Source organism: Indiicoccus explosivorum (assembly GCF_002167005.1).
Lineage (GTDB): Bacteria > Bacillota > Bacilli > Bacillales_A > Planococcaceae > Indiicoccus > Indiicoccus explosivorum.
In genome coordinates this window covers 1-17438 of the sequence record NZ_NHTN01000043.1, presented here as the reverse complement: position 1 = coordinate 17438, position 17438 = coordinate 1, and the positions used below count along the sequence as shown (strand labels likewise).

At 58.3% G+C, this 17438-nt stretch carries 19 protein-coding genes; 13 read left to right on the top strand and 6 right to left on the bottom strand.

What is annotated here, in order from left to right; translation table 11 throughout:
* Positions 1-96: 96 nt before the first annotated feature.
* The gene (locus CCE92_RS12240) at positions 97-312 is read right to left on the bottom strand and encodes a hypothetical protein (protein WP_088008282.1); all 216 of its coding nucleotides are present in this window, start codon (positions 310-312) and stop codon (positions 97-99) included.
* A gap of 248 nt (positions 313-560) precedes the next feature.
* Between CCE92_RS12240 and CCE92_RS12235 the strand changes: the two genes are divergently transcribed.
* On the top strand, positions 561-2060 hold the full coding sequence (locus CCE92_RS12235) for a BCCT family transporter (protein WP_088008280.1): 1500 nt from the start codon (positions 561-563) through the stop codon (positions 2058-2060).
* 120 nt (positions 2061-2180) lie between these two features.
* Complete coding sequence (locus CCE92_RS12230) at positions 2181-3065, top strand: TIGR01777 family oxidoreductase (protein ID WP_088008278.1); 885 nt, start codon at positions 2181-2183, stop codon at positions 3063-3065.
* Here the strand turns inward: CCE92_RS12230 and CCE92_RS12225 are convergent.
* The 3 genes from CCE92_RS12225 to CCE92_RS12215 form a co-directional block, all read right to left on the bottom strand.
* On the bottom strand, positions 3062-3616 hold the full coding sequence (locus CCE92_RS12225) for a TVP38/TMEM64 family protein (protein WP_088008276.1): 555 nt from the start codon (positions 3614-3616) through the stop codon (positions 3062-3064). The genes CCE92_RS12230 and CCE92_RS12225 overlap by 4 nt on opposite strands.
* A 154-nt stretch (positions 3617-3770) precedes the next feature.
* Complete coding sequence (locus tag CCE92_RS12220) at positions 3771-4580, bottom strand: putative phosphoesterase (protein ID WP_088008273.1); 810 nt, start codon at positions 4578-4580, stop codon at positions 3771-3773.
* Positions 4581-4596: 16 nt separating this feature from the next.
* Positions 4597-5433 carry a CPBP family intramembrane glutamic endopeptidase gene (locus CCE92_RS12215; RefSeq protein ID WP_241536045.1) on the bottom strand — a complete coding sequence of 279 codons (837 nt, stop codon included), beginning with the start codon at positions 5431-5433 and terminating at the stop codon, positions 4597-4599.
* 237 nt (positions 5434-5670) lie between these two features.
* Here CCE92_RS12215 and CCE92_RS12210 point away from each other — a divergent pair, with 237 nt between their 5' ends.
* From CCE92_RS12210 to CCE92_RS12165, 11 genes are all read left to right on the top strand, one after another.
* On the top strand, positions 5671-6096 hold the full coding sequence (locus CCE92_RS12210; RefSeq protein ID WP_241536044.1) for a hemerythrin domain-containing protein: 426 nt from the start codon (positions 5671-5673) through the stop codon (positions 6094-6096).
* Positions 6097-6114: 18 nt separating this feature from the next.
* Positions 6115-6420: a hypothetical protein gene (locus tag CCE92_RS12205; RefSeq protein WP_088008269.1), complete on the top strand. Its 306-nt coding sequence runs from the start codon at positions 6115-6117 to the stop codon at positions 6418-6420.
* 14 nt (positions 6421-6434) lie between these two features.
* Positions 6435-6719, top strand: coding sequence for a hypothetical protein (locus CCE92_RS12200; RefSeq protein ID WP_088008268.1), 285 nt, complete (start codon positions 6435-6437; stop codon positions 6717-6719).
* Positions 6709-10395, top strand: a complete 3687-nt coding sequence (locus CCE92_RS12195) for a nitrate reductase subunit alpha (RefSeq protein WP_088008266.1) — start codon at positions 6709-6711, stop codon at positions 10393-10395. Before CCE92_RS12200 ends, CCE92_RS12195 begins: the two co-directional genes overlap by 11 nt.
* Positions 10385-11884: a nitrate reductase subunit beta gene (narH, locus tag CCE92_RS12190; protein WP_088008265.1), complete on the top strand. Its 1500-nt coding sequence runs from the start codon at positions 10385-10387 to the stop codon at positions 11882-11884. Before CCE92_RS12195 ends, narH begins: the two co-directional genes overlap by 11 nt.
* Before the next feature lies 1 nt (position 11885).
* The gene (locus CCE92_RS12185) at positions 11886-12479 is read left to right on the top strand and encodes a nitrate reductase molybdenum cofactor assembly chaperone (protein ID WP_241536032.1); all 594 of its coding nucleotides are present in this window, start codon (positions 11886-11888) and stop codon (positions 12477-12479) included.
* Positions 12480-12538: 59 nt separating this feature from the next.
* Positions 12539-13234 (top strand): respiratory nitrate reductase subunit gamma, encoded by a 696-nt coding sequence (narI, locus tag CCE92_RS12180; RefSeq protein ID WP_088008284.1) that lies wholly within the window; start codon positions 12539-12541, stop codon positions 13232-13234.
* Positions 13235-13254: 20 nt separating this feature from the next.
* Positions 13255-14007, top strand: coding sequence for a succinate dehydrogenase iron-sulfur subunit (gene sdhB / locus CCE92_RS12175; protein WP_088008263.1), 753 nt, complete (start codon positions 13255-13257; stop codon positions 14005-14007).
* 212 nt (positions 14008-14219) lie between these two features.
* Entirely contained in the window at positions 14220-14579 is a 360-nt protein-coding gene (locus CCE92_RS12170) for a hypothetical protein (RefSeq protein ID WP_088008261.1), read from the top strand.
* A 122-nt stretch (positions 14580-14701) separates the two neighbouring features.
* Positions 14702-14824, top strand: a complete 123-nt coding sequence (locus tag CCE92_RS16315; protein ID WP_277621525.1) for a hypothetical protein — start codon at positions 14702-14704, stop codon at positions 14822-14824.
* Positions 14824-15075, top strand: coding sequence for a hypothetical protein (locus tag CCE92_RS12165; protein ID WP_088008259.1), 252 nt, complete (start codon positions 14824-14826; stop codon positions 15073-15075). Before CCE92_RS16315 ends, CCE92_RS12165 begins: the two co-directional genes overlap by 1 nt.
* Positions 15076-15208: 133 nt before the next feature.
* Here CCE92_RS12165 and CCE92_RS12160 read toward each other — a convergent pair whose 3' ends face one another.
* Both CCE92_RS12160 and CCE92_RS12155 read right to left on the bottom strand, forming a co-directional pair.
* Positions 15209-15883 carry a DUF4352 domain-containing protein gene (locus CCE92_RS12160; RefSeq protein WP_088008257.1) on the bottom strand — a complete coding sequence of 225 codons (675 nt, stop codon included), beginning with the start codon at positions 15881-15883 and terminating at the stop codon, positions 15209-15211.
* A gap of 65 nt (positions 15884-15948) precedes the next feature.
* A complete protein-coding gene (locus tag CCE92_RS12155) occupies positions 15949-17334 on the bottom strand; it encodes an alkaline phosphatase (RefSeq protein WP_088008256.1) in 1386 nt (461 codons plus the stop codon).
* Between the last annotated feature and the right edge of the window lie 104 nt (positions 17335-17438).

The window sequence follows — 17438 nt, the reverse complement described above, 5'->3', positions numbered from 1 at the left end:
GCGGAATTTATGCGCGTTCAGACGGATTTATGCGCGTTCAGCGGCACTCAATACCCGTCCTGCAAATTAGCGCGCTCCACACTTTCCACTCCGCTTCTACAGCCGGTACACCGCATCCGGTGTGCCCCACGTCTCGACATGCTCGTCGCGGCCGACATTCTCCGTATAATCCTGGACCGTGTGCCACTGGACATCGTAGCGGTTCCCGCTCAAATCCTTGGCATGCGCCCGCATGATCGGCTGCTCGAGCGAGTCATCCAAATAAGGCTGCTCCAATAGCGTCAATTCCTGTCCTTCCCACATAATGACCATGAAAATACCTCCTGTCTCAATAAATGATAGTTACTTCTTTAATTTCCCGCACGGACCTGCCGCTTAAACGCCACGGGCGGAATGAAACGAAACATAGGAACTTCTTCCGCTTACTGATACTGGAAATGATGATAAGTTCCTACTTTTCCGTTAATAAGAGAAGCGCGAAAAATAAATTTATGATAAAATTATTCAGGTTGGATACAAATCTGGAATCATACATTAATTAAACTGTTGAGAGGTGAAGCATGCAAAAAGCGACATTGGTATTTTGGATTTCATTGGGCATTTCGTTACTTGTTGTCATTTGGGGGGCAGTCGCCCCGACAAATCTGGAGGAAGTCACACTCGGACTGACGGGGCAAATCTACGAAGACTTCGGCTGGTTTTACCTGCTGCTCGTACTCGCCGTTCTTCTTTTCTGTGTTTATATGATGTTCTCGCGCTTCGGAAACGTGAAACTGGGAAAGAAGGATGACGAACCCGAATTCAGCCGGGCTTCCTGGTTCGCTATGCTGTTCAGCGCAGGGATGGGCATGGGGCTCGTATTCTGGTCCACTGCTGAACCGATTTCCCACGCGTTCAAGAGCAGTCCAGTTTCACCGGAAGGTTCTGAACAGGCAATCAAAGAAGCGCTCAAATTTTCGTTCTTCCATTGGGGAGTCCATGCTTGGGCCATTTACGGCATCGTAGGTCTGGTGCTGGCGTACTTTAAGTTCCATAAAGGTGCGCCAGGGCTGATCAGCGCGACGCTCGTTCCGCTGTTCGGTGAGAACCTCATGCGCGGCATTCTCGGGAAACTGATCGATTCGCTCGCCGTATTCGCGACCGTTATCGGCGTCGCTGCGACGCTCGGCTTCGGTTCCGCGCAGATCACCGGCGGTCTCGCCTTCATGTTCGAAGGCATTCCGAACACGTTCACCGTGCAGCTGATTGTGCTGGCGGTGGCGACCGCATTGTTCATCTGGTCGGCCTGGTCGGGTCTCGGACGCGGCATCAAGTACTTGAGCAACATCAACATGGGGCTTGCCGCATTCCTGCTCATCCTGCTGTTCATCGTCGGGCCGACGCTGTACATCCTGAATATGTTCACGAACGCGCTCGGACAGTATGTCGCGGATTTCTTCTCGATGAGTCTGCGGATCGCGCCGCTCAATGAAGAGAACCGGTCATGGATCAATGCTTGGACCATCTTCTATTGGGCATGGTGGGTTTCCTGGGCGCCGTTCGTCGGTATTTTCATCGCCCGGATTTCACGCGGCCGAACGATCAAGGAATTTCTGATGGGGGTTCTCGTCGTGCCGTCACTGCTCAGCTTCGTATTTTTCGCGGTGTTCGGTGTGTCAGCGCTGCGTTTGGAGCAGCTCGGGATTTCGAAAATCTCCGAATTCGCGCTTGAGACGTCCACTTTCGGCGTGCTGGCCGAGTATCCGCTCGGCTACTTCATGTCGATCATCACGATTTTCGTCATCGCGATTTTCTTCATCACATCGGCGGATTCCGCGACATTCGTCCTCGGGATGCTGACGACGGACGGGCTGCTGAACCCGCCGAACACGGTGAAGATCACGTGGGGGCTTATCCAGTCCGCTGTTGCGGCTGTCATCGTTTATTTCGGCGGAACCGCAGGGCTGCAGAACATGCTCATCATCGCGGCGCTGCCGTTCGCGATCATCATCATCCTGATGGGCTGGTCGATGCTGAAGGACGTCTCGGATGAAGCCAAGGCACTGAAGAAAAAAACCTGATCCGATTTTGTATCCAATGCAACGCCGTCCTCCGTCTTGGAGAGACGGCGTTTTTGATTTTTGCAACTTTTGGATGCACGGCCGCGTCACCATAGGAAACACGGGAAAAGGGTGAGTGACTTGCAGCGTAAAATCATCATCGCCGGCGGCACGGGATTCGTCGGCCGGTATTTGGAACAGCGGTTCCGGGAAGCGGGGGATGCTCCCCTCATCATTTCACGCAGTGAACCGCATATCACCTGGCAGGAACCGGAAAAAATCAAAGAAGCGCTGGAAGGGGCGGACATGCTCATCAACCTCGCGGGGAAATCCGTGAACTGCCGGTACAATAAAGAGAACCGGCCGGAAATTTTACGCTCGCGCACCGAAACGACCGCGCTGCTCAGCGAGCTTATCGCCGAATGCGATAATCCGCCGCCGCTGTGGATCAATGCGAGCACGGCAACGATTTACCGGCATGCGGAAGACCGGCCGATGACTGAAGAAGGAGGAGAAATCGGTTCCGGCTTCTCGGTCGACGTCGCCAGAGCGTGGGAGCGGGCATTTTTCGCGCATGACCTGCCGGAAACGCGGAAAGCCGCGCTCCGCATCGCCATCGTCCTCGGTGACGGCGGAGTCATGGAACCGTACCGCAACCTCGTGCGTTTCGGACTCGGCGGCGTCCAGGGGCCGGGCACGCAAATGTTCAGCTGGATTCATATCGAAGACCTATACCGCATCATCGAATTTATTGCACATCGCCCCTGCCTCGACGGCGTCTTCAACTGCGCCGCGCCGGAACCGGTAACGAATAGGGAACTGATGGAGAAGATGCGGCAGGCATTCGGTGCCAAAATCGGACTGCCGGCACCGGCTTGGCTGCTTGAAGCGGGCGCTTTGTTCATCCGCACGGAGACGGAGCTCATACTGAAAAGCCGCTGGGTCATCCCCGAGCGGCTTGAAAAGGAAGGGTTCCGGTTTAAATTTGCGGCCATCGATGAGGCGCTTCAGGACCTCGTCCCTTAATCGGCGGCTGCGATGCGCGCTTTATGGAACCGGTGGATGCCATAGTAGACAAGCGCGAGCGCGGCGAAGATCAGGAGCATCTGCGTGAGGGACAATTCCGAGATGAGGTCGCCGAACGCGGTATAGAGGATCGCCGGCCCGATGACGCCGACAAGCGAATAAAGGAAGTATTGCCGGAACGACTTGGTCATTTCGATCACATACACGCTCAGCAGCTGGAAATGGACGAACGGCATGCAGCGCAGCAGCATAACTTGGCCGAGCGTGACCGTCTTGCCGTGCACGAACTTTTCCTTCAGCCGGTCGAGCCGCGCTTTGAACTTCGGGAATCGGCCGACAAGCCAGTATGTAACGAGCGTCATGAGCGCCAGGCCGATAAAGTTCAGGACCGCGCCCCACACGATGCCGAACAGCAGCCCGCCGATCAGGCAGACGACGATGACCGGCAGCAGCAGTACAGGGCGCAGGACATGCAGGATGACGAACAGGAATGGCGCCAGCCAGCCGGCGCCTTCGATTGTGACTTTTACCGTTTCTTCCAAGTTTTCCATAGCGGTTTTCCTCCGTTTCGGGGGAACAGATACTGTTGCTATACCCGAATTTGCGCCGTTTCAGACGCGGGGTGCGGGATTCCGCGGAACCCCCGGACGGAACCCGCCAACATGAAAAAGAGCTGGGCATTGCGCGCGCCCGGCTTTTCCTGATTCATGTGTCCAGTTCGACCAGCGTCACCGCGCTTGCGATTTCTTCATCCGGGGAGGCGGAACCCCATTCATGCGGGAAATAGCCGAGCGGGCTGCAGATGGCGTCGATCCCGTTGTGCTCCTGACGGTATCGCGTGTGGATATGGCCGAACACGACTTTCTTCACGCCATACCGCTCGGCGAGTTCCCCATAGCGGGCGCTGCCCATCATGGCGTTAAAGAAATCCCATGACGGATCGCCTTTCACTTGGACGAATTGCCTGAAAGGCACGGTGTGCGTCACGAGGATGACCTTCTTGCCGACATGTGCCCGCAGCTGGCGCTCAAGTTTCTCCGCATAGAGCTCCGTACGTCCGATGTCGGACTCCGGCCAGCGGGCGTGCAGTTTATCCGGCCACGTGAAGGAGCCGAACGTGCCGCGTTCGAAATCGGCCTCGTCATAACCGTCGATGGCGAACGAATAATCATACCAGCCGCCGTCGCCGACCGCCACCCAGCCGCCGCCCAGTTCCGCAGGGCCGTTTCCGAGATTGCCGCGGAACGCGAGGAGCGTCTCGTACGCCTTCTGGGAATCCGCCGCGTACACATCGTGGTTGCCGTGGACGAATAAAACCCGGACCGCCGGGAAATCCGCTTGGAGCTGTTCAAGCAGCTTCAGGCTTTTTTCGGGTCCCGCCGTCATATCGCCGGCGATGAGGAAAACATCGGGCCGGTTCGCTGCGATCCACCGGTTCAGTGCGGCCATGATCGACGTCTCCGTATTCTTCCGGTTCAGTCCTTCATGGATATCGGATAAAATGGCCAGCTTCACAGTTCATCCCCCCAGTTCAAGAATAAGACGGCTTCAGGCTTCTGATCAGCCGTTTGAGAAGCACGCCGAGCGCGACGGAAGCCGCGAGAAGCAGCAAAGCGTTCGGCAGCGCTTTGTCGTATACATCCGAAGGCTCCAGCAGGGCGAGCGCTTCCGGAAACGCCGGGAACGCGAATGCGCTCAGGACGGCGAGCAGGTTATTGAAGATGTGCAGTAAAATCGGCACCAGCAGGTTGCGCGTCTTAATGAACAAGAGCGACGCGACGACACCGAACAGGAAGGCGCCGAGAATATCGGCGTGCAGCGCGCCGAACAGCATGCTCGAAATCAGGATGCCGCCCCACATCGACGTCTTACGGATCAGCCGGTTCAGCAGCACGCCGCGGAATATGAATTCCTCCGCGATCGGGCCGATCACCCCAAGGAACGCCACTTCGATGACTAAATACACCGGCGACTGCGAAAGCGGCGCCGGCTCAAGGAACAGCTCCACAAGCCACGGCGCGACCGGCATGAGCGCGAACAGCTGCAGCCAGAACACGCTGAGCGAGAAGGCGATCAGCACGAGGACCAGCGCGAGCAGCCGCGGGATCCAGTCCTTTATTCCTTCAGTGAATACGACTTGACGGACAGACCGGCCCTGCTTGCGGAAGTGGTACCAGAAGTACGGGACCGGCACTGCGATGTACAGCGTGAAATAAATGAGGAAGTTCACCGTTTCCATCGATAAGGGCGCCGGAGCTTCTAATGTCATCGGCGATGGCCGGCTGAATACCGTCAGGGCGAATATCAGGAAAATCACCGCAGAGACCATGGACAGGATCAAGTATCTCGCTTTCATCTCCCAGAACACGTCTTCACCTCTTTTTTTGTTCGTGCAGTCCGTTAAAGCGACGGTTTCATCTTTAAGGAAAGTATACCAGATTCAGGCGGAGGGGATGGGATGGAAACCGGCAAAGGAACATGGCTGTCACAAAATTTCCGCAAAATAAACTGAAAGTTCACAAAATAGATACTAAAGTACCCTGAATATTCTAATATTTATCTGTTACCATGGAATTGTAAGTCCATACAGCCAATGGAAATGGAGGTGGACGAATTGTCAGGACCTGCGTTGCGGAAAGTGGACAGCCATACCGCCATACATGAAGCGGCGCTGCAGGAAGCGGCGGAGCTGACGAATGTGCTCCACAATCTCCTTCTGGAAGGGGATAAGGAGCGCGCGCTGGAGACCGCCTACATCCTGGTCGAACATTGGGAGACGCGGACGCTCGCGCATGCGGATGCCGAAGAAGCGGGGCTGTACCAGGAAATCGCCGGGGATTCGCCGGAACTGCGGGACCGGATTGTCGCACTGACACGTGATCATGAACTGCTCCGGCAGCTGCTGAAAGACGCCAAAGACAAGCTCGACGGGGAAGGGGCGGGTGCGGAGGCGCTGCGGCGCTTCCAGGCATTGATCCTGGTCGACGAGCTGCACAATAAGGAAGAGATGGATGTGCTGCCGGATCATTGACGGACGGAGGTGGAGCTGTTGGGCAGCCAGCGGAACGGGGATGGTTACCGGCTGCTGCGGATCGCCCGGCCGGAGCTTTACGGCCGGCTGATGGAAGAACTCGCGGAAGCCAATATCCATTCATACGATATCCGGGCGGACTGCCGGGATACGGAAGACGGGACCGAGATCCGTGTCAGCTGCGGAGAAGGGTTCCGCGAAGAGGCGGTCCGTGTTTTCCCGCAGGACGAAGCGTTCGGCGCATTCGGCGAATTCAGCCGGGAAGTGCGCGAGCTGTGCAAGAAGACGATGATGGAAGACTACCTAAGGATGATCAAACCGTAGAAAGAAGGGATCGGATGTTTCCGATGAACGAAGATGCCGTCATGGACGAAGACCGCAACGACCTCATTGAAATCCTCAGGATGCGGTTCGGTTCCGTGCCGGAAGACGTGCTGGAAGAGATACAGGGCCTGACGGATTTCGCGGCGGTCGGCCGGCTGATCATCGTCGCGGCGAACGCGCCGTCATTAGGCATTTTCAGAGAAGAACTGCAGGCGGGATCGGCCAGCTTCCGGATCACGGGGGAGCGGTTCAATCCGATCGCACCGGCGGGAAAAGGCGGTGCTCCGGATGGCGAATAAAGAAAACAAGCTGTTCAAGCATTTGAGGTTTTTACGTCCGGGCGACCGCATCAATGACGGATTCACGGAAGAGAGCACGCGGCCGCGGGATTGGGAAGGCATGTACCGCAACCGCTGGGGCCATGACCGGGTCGTCCGTTCGACGCATGGTGTGAACTGCACGGGCTCCTGCAGCTGGAACATTTACGTGAAGGACGGCATCATCACATACGAGACGCAGAAGACCGACTACCCGTCGGTCGGCTCGGACTTTCCGGAATATGAACCGCGGGGCTGTCCGCGGGGCGCAAGTTTCTCCTGGTATACGTACAGCCCGGTACGCGTGAAGTACCCGTATGTGCGGAGCGAACTGTATGCGATGTGGAAAGAGGAGCTGGCGCAGGGCTTCAATCCCGTGGAAGCGTGGGACAACATCGTGAGCGATCCCGAAAAACGCGCGCGGTATGTGAAAGTGCGCGGCCGGGGCGGCATGGTGCGTGCCAACTGGCGCGACGCGACGCTGATGATCGCAAGCGCATCGATCCATACGATCAGGAAATACGGGCCGGACCGCATCGCCGGATTCAGTCCGATTCCGGCAATGTCGATGGTGAGCTATGCGGGCGGCACGCGCTTCCTGTCGCTGATCGGCGGGACGATCCTGAGCTTTTACGACTGGTATGCGGACCTGCCGCCTGCGTCGCCGCAAGTATGGGGCGACCAGACGGATGTGCCGGAAAGCGCCGACTGGTACAACACGAAGTATTTTATTATCTGGGGGACGAACTTGCCGCAGACCCGGACGCCGGACGCGCATTTCATGGTCGAATCGCGGTATAACGGAACGAAAGTGGTCGGTGTCAGCCCTGACTTTGCGGAGTACGAGAAATTCGCCGACATTTGGCTTCCGGCAAGGGCCGGGACGGACGGCGCACTCGCGATGGCGATGACGCACGTCATCCTGAAAGAGTTCTACGCCGACCGGCAAGTGCCGTACTTCATCCGGTACGCGAAGAAGTTCACCGACCTGCCGTTCCTCGTTCTGATCGACGGCGAGGAAGGCGCGTACCGTTCGGGCCGCTTTCTCCATGCGTCGGATCTCGGCGATGAACACGAGCTCGGCGACTGGAAGCCGGTCGTGTGGGATGCCGGACGGGGGCGCGTGGAAGTGCCGAACGGGACGCAGGGACACCGCTGGGACGGACAAAACAAATGGAACCTGGATCTCGAAAACCAGGACGGGACGGCGATCGACCCGGCGCTGACGTTCCTGGAGGACGCTGATGACGTCCTCCAGGTCGACTTCCCGTATTTCGCCCAGGAACAGGGCGGGACAGTCCGGCGGGGCGTGCCGGTGAAACGTATCCGGACGAAAAACGGGGAATCGGTGCGCGTCACGACGATCCACGACCTCATGATGGCGCATACAGGGGTCGGCCGCGGCCTGCCGGGCGATTACCCGACAAGCTACAGCGACCCGAAACCGTACACGCCGGCGTGGCAGGAACCGATCACCGGCGTAAACCGGCAGCACGTCATCACCGTCGCCCGTGAGTTCGCGGACAATGCCGAGCGCACGAACGGCAAGTCGATGATCGCGATGGGCGGCGGCACCAATCATTGGTACCACAGCGACCATATTTACCGGTCGATCCTGAACCTCGTCATGCTGACGGGTTCGCAAGGTGTCAACGGCGGCGGCTGGGCCCATTACGTCGGCCAGGAGAAAGTCCGTCCGGTCGAAGGCTGGCAGATCGTCGCGTTCGCGAAAGATTGGGAAACGGCGTCTCCACGGCTGCAGAATGGCACCTCGTATTTCTATTTTGCGACGGACCAGTTCCGCTACGAGGAAAAGATCGACGAAGTGCAGAGCGCCTGGGGCAGCAAATACGCAAACAAGCATCCGGCGGATGTGAACGCGCTCGCGGCGCGTCTCGGCTGGCTGCCGTCATTCCCGCAGTTCTCACAGAATTCAGTCGACCTGGTGACGGAAGCGCGGGCGGAAGGCGCCGTAACAGATGAAGAAGTGACGGAAGCCATCACAAAGAAGATCAAAGACGGCCGCGTCGACTGGGCGATCGAGAACCCCGACGACCCGCGCAATTTTCCGCGCGTGTTCTTCAACTGGCGCTCGAACCTGCTGGGCGACAGCGGGAAAGGGCACGAATATTTCGTGAAGCACCTGATCGGCGGCGATCATCAAGTGCAGGCGGAGACAGGCATGTCGTGGGAACCGGAAGACGTCAAAGTATCGGAAACGGCGCCGGAAGGGAAGACGGACCTGTTCGTGTCGATCGATTTCCGGATGACCAGCTCGGGCCTGTTTTCCGATATCGTGTTGCCGGCGGCGACCTGGTATGAAAAGACGGACTTGAGCACGACGGATCTGCATCCGTTCATCCACCCGTTCAACCCGGCGATCAATCCGCCGTGGGACGCGAAAAGCGACTGGGACACGTTCAAGGAAATCGGCCGGGTGTTCTCGGAACTCGCGAAAGAGCACTTGCCGGAAATTGAAGAAGTGCTCATGACGCCGCTCGGCCATGACACGCCGGGTGAGATCGCGCAGCCGGACGGCAAGATCCGCGACTGGCGGAAAGGGGAAGCGGAAGCGGTCCCCGGCAAGACGATGCCGAATCTGACTGTCGTGAAGCGGGATCTCGCGAATGTCTACGGCAAGATGATCACGGTCGGCCCGGTCCTGGAGAAGGGCTATGCGATGAAAGGGATCAAGTTCCCGGGGACGAAAGCCTACGAGGATCTGAAGAAGCGCCTCGGCAAATCGAAACGGGAAGGGATCGGCAAAGGGCTGCCGGATTTATTCACTGATGTGAAAGCGTGCGAAACGATCCTCCATATGTCCGGCGCGTCGAACGGCGAACGGGCCGTCGAAGGCTGGAAAGCGCTCGGCGAGAAGACCGGCCGCCCGCATCTGGAGGAAATCGCGGCGGGTCACGAGGAAGAAGCGTTCACGCTGCTCGATATCACCGCGCAGCCGCGCCAGACGCTGCCGTCGCCGGTATGGAGCGGTCTCGAAAAGGACGGCGCGCGCTACTCGCCGTTCACGGTCAATACGGAATACGGTCTTCCGTGGCGGACCTTGACGGGGCGTCAGAGTTTCTACCTCGACCATGAAATGATGCTTGATTTCGGGGAAGGGCTGCCGCTGTACTTGCCGCCGCTCAACAAAGGACCGTACGTCACCGGCGAAACGCTGCCCGAAGAGAACGGTAAATCGCTGACGCTCCGCTACCTCACGCCGCACCAGAAATGGGGCATCCATACGATGTTCACGGAAACTTCCCCGATGGTGCAGCTGTTCCGGGGCTGGCAGGTCGTCTGGATGAATGAGAAGGACGGCGCGTCGATCGGCCTGAAAGACAACGACTGGATTGAAGTGTACAACCGCAACGGCGCGGTCGCGGCGCGCGCCGTGCTGACGTATCGGATCCCGCCGGGCATGGTGTATATGTACCATGCGCAGGACCGGACGATGGGCGTGCCGGGCACGCAGGCGACGAAAAAGCGGGGCGGGACGCACAACAGTGTCACCCGGATCACGGCCAAGCCGACGCATATGATCGGCGGTTATTCGCAGCTCAGCTACGGGTTCAACTATTACGGGCCGACGGGGAGCCAGCGCGACACGATCGCCATCGTCCGGCCGCTGAAGGAGGTAGACTGGCTTGAACGTTAAAGCGCAAGTCGCAATGGTGATGCACCTCGATAAATGCATCGGCTGCCACACCTGTTCCGTGACATGCAAGACGACGTGGACGAACCGGCCCGGAATGGAATACATCTGGTTCAATAACGTCGAGACCCGACCGGGGCCGGGTTACCCGAAACGCTGGGAAGACCAGGACCGCTACAAGGGCGGCTGGGAATATTCCAACGGCAAGCTCCGCCTCCGCGCGGGCGGTGCCCTGTCTAAGCTCGCGAAGATCTTCTACAATCCGAACATGGGGACGCTCGACGACTACTACGAACCGTGGACATACGACTACCGGCACCTCATCGAAGGCGAACGGTCGGATTACGTCCTTTCCGCCCGGCCGAAGTCGATGATCACCGGGAAATACATCGACCAGCCGGAATGGGGCTCGAACTGGGATGACGACCTTGCCGGCGGCAGCGAAGTCGTGCCGATGGACCCGAACGTCGAAAAGCTGCAGGAACATATCGCGATGGAGTACGAAAAGACGTTCATGATGTACTTGCCGCGCATCTGCGAGCATTGCCTGAACCCGTCGTGCGTCGCTTCCTGTCCGTCCGGCGCTTTGTACAAGCGGGACGAGGACGGCATTGTGCTCGTCGATCAGGAAGAATGCCGCGGCTGGCGTTTCTGCATGAACGGCTGCCCGTACAACAAAGTGTATTACAACTGGAACACCCACAAAGCGGAAAAGTGCAATTTCTGCTATCCGCGCACAGAAGCCGGCCTTCCGACGATCTGTTCGGAGACATGCGTCGGCCGCATCCGCTACATCGGCGTCGTGCTGTATGACGCCGACAAAGTGAAGGCCGCGGCTTCCGTCGAAGACCCGCAGAACCTGTATGAAGCGCAGCTCGGCTGTTTCCTCGATCCGTTCGATCCGGAAGTGATCGCCGAGGCCCGCGAAGCGGGAATAAACGACGAATGGATCCGCAGCGCCCAGGAATCGCCGGTGTATAAAATGGCGATGAAATGGAAAATAGCCCTGCCGCTCCACCCGGAATACCGGACGCTGCCGATGGTATGGTACGTTCCGCCGCTCAGCCCGATCATGAACCACATCACGAACGAAGAAGAGCTCAGCACGGACGGCTACATCCCGGCGGTCGACCAGATGCGCATCCCGATGCAGTACCTCGCATCGATCCTCGCGGCGGATGACACCGAAGTGATCCGCCGGGTGCTGCTCAAACTGACCGCGATGCGCGTCCATATGCGAAGCGTCAATGTCGGCGGCGTCGATGAACTCGCGAAGAGCAGACTGCTCGAAGAAGCGGGCATCGACACAGAGACGGTCGAAGACATGGCGCGGCTGCTCGGCGTCTCGAAGTATAGCGAGCGGTTCGTCATTCCGACCGGCCGGCGGGAGATGGACGGTGATGAACTGCATTACGAGCAGGGAGCCTGCAGCATCGAAGACCTGGCGCCGCCGGAAGGCATGACCACTTATCCGTTCGAGAGGGGGCGGTGAGATGACCGGTTATCAGGACCACCTGCTGATCGCCGCTTCCCGGCTCCTCAGCTACCCGGCCGGCGATGACGAGCGGGACGTGCTCGACTGCCTTACGGAAATGGAGGCACCGGCGGAAATCAGGCAGCAGGCGCTCGCCGCGGCGGACGCGATCTACAGCATTCCGCTGAAGGAGCGGATGGAATTGTATGTGGCGACATTCGACTTGAAGACGGAGTGCGGCCTTTATTTGTCCGCACATGAATTCGGCGACAGTCCGAAGCGCGGCGCCGCGCTCATCCGCCTGCAGAAGATCATCGGTGAATCGGGGTACGAACGGACGGATGGGGAACTTTCCGATTTCATTCCCCTTCTGTTCGAATTCACCGCGGTCGCGGGCGCGCACATGGAGAAGGGACGGCTCATGAAACGCCTTGGGGCCGTCACCCAGCGCATTGCCGACCACCTGTCGGAAGAACATCCGTACCGGCGGATCCTGATGGTGCTGATGGATGCGGTGTTCGAAGCGCCGACGGAAGAAGAACTGAAGAAGATGGAGATGGACCGGGAAGAGGCGGACCTTGAGGACTTGCCGTATCCGATCATGTACAACTGATGCCGGCCGAAGCAAACCGGGCGGACCTGTCCGCCCAAGGAGGCGAAAAAATGGGAGAAATGGGTGAAATTTTCTGGTGGGTCGTTTTCCCGTATTTGACGCTCGCCATCATGATCGTCGGTTCCTTATACCGTTTCGCATACAACCAGCTGAGCTGGGTCGCGCCTTCCACGGAAATCTTCGAGAAGAAATGGCTCAGGATCGGCTCGCCGCTGTTCCATTACGGCTTGCTGTTCGCGTTCATCGGCCACGTCATGGGCATGGTCATCCCGATCGAATTTTATCGCGGACTCGGGATCAGCGATCATCTGTACCATGATTTCGCCATTTACGGCGGCGGCGTCGCGGGCCTCATGGTGGTTGCGGGCGCGGTCATCCTGCTCATCCGGAAAATGACCGTCGACCGCGTCCGGATCCATGCCACGTTCGCTGATTTCTTTTCCGTCATCAGCCTGATCATCGTCGCGGGCCTCGGCGTGTATATCACGCTCGTCTATAATACGACGGTGCTGGAGTATGAATACCGGACGACCATCGGGCCGTGGTTCCGGAGTCTGTTCGTGTTCCGGCCGCAGTACGAGCTCATGACGGCTGTGCCGTTCTTATTCCAGCTGCATGTCATCACCGCATTCGCGCTGTTCGCATCGATTCCGTTCACGCGGCTCGTGCACTTATACAGCGTGCCGGTCCATTACCCGCTCCGTGCGCCGCAGCAGTACCGTTCGCGTTCACGCTATAGACGGAAGCGGATCTGAATCTGAAAGGAGGCGGTAACATGAGTAACGAAGTCACTGTCCGGATCACCCGGCAGGATCGGGCCGACAGTGCGCCGTACACGGAGACTTTCCAAGTGCCGCACCGGCCGAACATGAACATCATTTCCGTGCTGATGCACATCCGCCGGCATCCCGTGGACGCCGAGGGCAGAAAGACGACCCCGGTCGCGTGGGACATGAATTGCCTGGAGGAAGTGTGCGGCGCCTGTTCGATGGTCATCAACGGCCGCGCCCGGCAGGCTTGCGCCGCGCTGGTAGATCAGCTTGAACAGCCGATTGTGCTGGAGCCGATGGCCACATTCCCCGTCGTCCGCGACCTCGTCATCGACCGGGACCAGATGTTCGAAACGCTGAAGAGGGTCCATGCCTGGATTCCGATCGACGGCACGTACGATATCGGCGAAGGACCGCGGATGCCTGAGCATAAGCGGCAGTGGGCATACGAGCTGTCGAAGTGTATGAAATGCGGCGTGTGCCTCGAAGCGTGCCCGAACGTCAACAGCAAAACGAATTTCATGGGTCCGTTCTCGTTCACGCAGGTCGAGCTGAAAAACGCCCACCCGACAGGTGCCATGCACAAGTCGGTCCGGCTGAATGAATTCATGAAGGACGGCGGACTTCAAGACTGCGGCAACTCGCAGAACTGCGTCGAAGTGTGCCCGAAAGGAATCCCGATCACCACATCGATCGCCGCCATCAACCGGCAGGCGACCGTGCAGATGTTCAAGAACTTTTTCGGTGACCGCAGCTGAATGAACGAGGGGAAGCGGGCGCGGAGGCGTCCGCTTTTTTTCGGTGCGCCCGCAGCACGTGCAGAGCCGGGAAGCGGGTATCGCGGAGTGGGCGGTTTTCAATGGGCAGCGGCGGCTGTCCTGCTTTCGGCGACAAAATTTTCCCCGCCGCGTGAAACGTGCCGCTTCCTGAAACAACGAATACAGTGAGTCCCGGAAAGGAGATGAAGCAGATGAAATGGAGTGCAATCGCGATCGCCGCAACGGCATCACTCGTTCTCTCCGGCGGCTGTGCGCCTGAACCGGAAGAAGTGCCGGGTGCGGAAGTGCCGGCCGAACGGACAGAGGAGGACCCGGGCCTGCCGGAGTCATGGATCATCTATGACGGACGGACATACACCTTCGATACCGTCATGTCCGAAGGGGAACTCGACGAAGACGAGCTGACATTCACGGAGGAGACGACCGGCGAAGACGACGGCACCGAGCCGGGCATCGACATTTACGTGACCGATGATGAAGAGGCGATCTACATCCAGGACGAAGCCGGATCGAGCGAAGAGTGGCTTCGGTATACGGCAGAAGAGGAATAAAACAAGCGGGATGGCACCGGACGCACGTAAATCCTGTAAGCTTGAATACTTCGTCCTATAGGGACAGGCTGAAAAAAGGGTATGGTACTTGTAAGAAAGCTCCGGAAGAGGAGGTGTTCACGATGAAGAAAAGGCTGGCACTCCTGATGGCTGCCGCCCTGATCAGTGTGCTCGCAGCCTGCGGGGATGGCGGAGGCGGCGGCTACATGGCTGAGCAGGCGACTGGTGCCGAACAGTCGAATTAATGATCGGCATCAGAAGGGTGCGCCTGCAATCTGTCGGGAATACGAACGAGCGGACGCCTGCGCGTCCGCTCGTTCACGTCCTTAATCCAGCCGGTTCACTGATCATCCGGGGTGTCCGCCCGGCGCTTTCTGCCGGGCAGACGACCAGTACGCGGCTTCCTGAGTATCTTCAGCACATTCTGTCCAAATCCCCATTCTCCACAGGCGTTCCGGCCGACATCCGGCAGCCGCATCCCTCCGGCTGCCGGTGATGCGTGCGAACCCTCCTTCCGTGCTAAGATGGGTACCATCCTGTCCGGGGTGATGGATGGTATATTCACCGTAACGCCGAATGGCGGCCCGGAACCTTGACGGCCGTCAAGATTCCGGAAAAATCCGGAGGAATCATTCCGTGAATTGTATCTCGATCTTCGCCGCGTCTGCCACTTTTTCGTCGTCCGCACTGAATACGTCGCTCGTCGTCAGTGTGAGGGAGCCGACTTCCGCGTCATCGACCACGAACCCGATGCTGCCTTTCACCGTCTCACCGAGCGCGATTTCCCCGTTCATTTCCTCAAGATAGATGTCGTCTTCCCATGTGCGCTCTTCGCCGGTATCGGTCGAAGCGAGCGCGACCGGTGCGAACTGGAGCGGCGCATCGGTCGTATTCGTGAACGAAACAAATGCTTTCACGACCGCAAATTCTTCCTCATCCGTGTAATGATGATAGAAATCGGTGAGGCTGTAATCCGGCTGGAACATGAATACTTTCGCCTCGTGGACGGTCAGCTCGATGCCGCCGATCTCCACAGCGGCATCCGGTGATGCGATCGCTTTCAGCGTGATTTGTCCGTTGGCGTCACGCACCGTCTGCCCCGTTTCCGTCAGCGCGCGGTCATCGGTCACTTGCGGGTTAGCGACGTATCCTTCATAAAAGTCCGGAATGCCGCCGCTCGCCGTCTCCGGTTCTGCAGCCGGCGTCTCCGCCGTTTCCGCCTCTTCTTCCGGCGCCGCCGCTCCGTCGCTGCAGCCGCTCAGGAGCAATGCGAGCGCCAGCCCTGTCAGCAGTTCTTTTTTCATTTCAATAAAACCCTCCAAGCCTTTAAAAAATCCCCGCTGCCGTCGGACAGCAGCGGGAACCGGGATCACTTATCGTCGATGGTGACATCTGCTTTCAGGAGATCGAAGATGATCTTCGCCTGATCGGTGTTGTCGAGGTGGCCGGCGAATTGATGGCTTGCCGGGCCGTATGCATAGACGTTGACGTCTTCGCCCGTATGGCCGCCGGTCGTCCAGCCGGTGAGCGTGCGTTCGTTGATGATGTTTTCGATGGCGTCATCCGTCGCGCGGAGGTCATTCGTTGCCGCCGCCTCCCGGACAGCCGCCGCTTCCGCATCCGTTACGTCAAAGCCGATATAGTCGTTGAGGACCGCGTCCGCGTCCGCTCCGTCCAGGATCGCTTCCGCCATGAAGTCCGGTGTGCGTTCCGCTCCTTCGACAATCTCACTGAACCAATTGTACTCACCGTCCGCACCCATCGAGAAGCCGCCAGTCGAGTGGTCGGCCGTCGCGATGACGAGCGTGTGCTTGTCTTTCTTCGCGAATTCGATCGCCGCTTCGAATGCTTTCTCGAAGTCTTCCATTTCGCTCATCGCGCCGACGATGTCATTGTCATGGCCGGCCCAGTCGATCTGGCTGCCTTCGACCATGAGGAAGAACCCGTCCTTATCCTGGCTGAGGCGGTCGAGTGCCGATTCCGTCATCTCTTCGAGGGAAGGGACCGACGCGTCGCGGTCGATCATTTTCGGCAGTCCGCGCGGTGCGAACAGGCCGATGACCTGGTCGTTCGTGTCTGCCAGCAGTTCTTCGCGGCTGTCGACGAAGCTGAAGCCGTCCGCCTGGAACTCCTCAGCGATGTTGCGGTCTTCACGGATCAGCAAATCAGCGCCGCCTCCGAGAAGGACGTCCACTTTATGCTGGCCGTTGATCAGTTCGTCGAAGTAGTCATCGGCGATGCCGTTCATGTTCTTGCGGTTCGGATCATGTGAGCCGAAGGAAGCCGGTGTGGCGTGCGTGATCTCGGATGTCGCGACGAGTCCGGTCGCTTTCCCTTGCTCTTTCGCCGCTTCCAGGACCGTCTTCACTTCTGATTTGTCATTATCGACCGCAACTGCGCTGTTGTACGTCTTGATGCCGGCGGCCATCGCCGTGGCGGCGGAAGAGGAATCCGTTACATTCTCATCCGCATCTTCCGCATATGTCATCTGCTGGCCGACGAGGTACTGATCGAACGCCATGCGCTCTACGGTTTTCGTCGACGGATCGTCTTTCAGGTAACGATAAGCGGATGTATAGGAATTACCCATGCCATCGCCGATCAGGAAAATGACATTTTTCACTTTTGCGTGATCTTCCCGGGCGTTATTCGTTTTCGTTTCCGCGTCTGTGCCGGTGCCGGCAATGCCGGCGAAAGCGATAGCAGAAACAGCCGCAAGCGGAATGAATTTCTTCGTGAATGCGTTTTTCTTCAAGTCAGACCCCTCCAATAAGAAATAAAAGCCTTTTCAATTTACCGGGTTTTCAGAAAAATTGAATGAGAACAAAGGAGGAAAAGCGCGGAATGGAACCGGGAAAA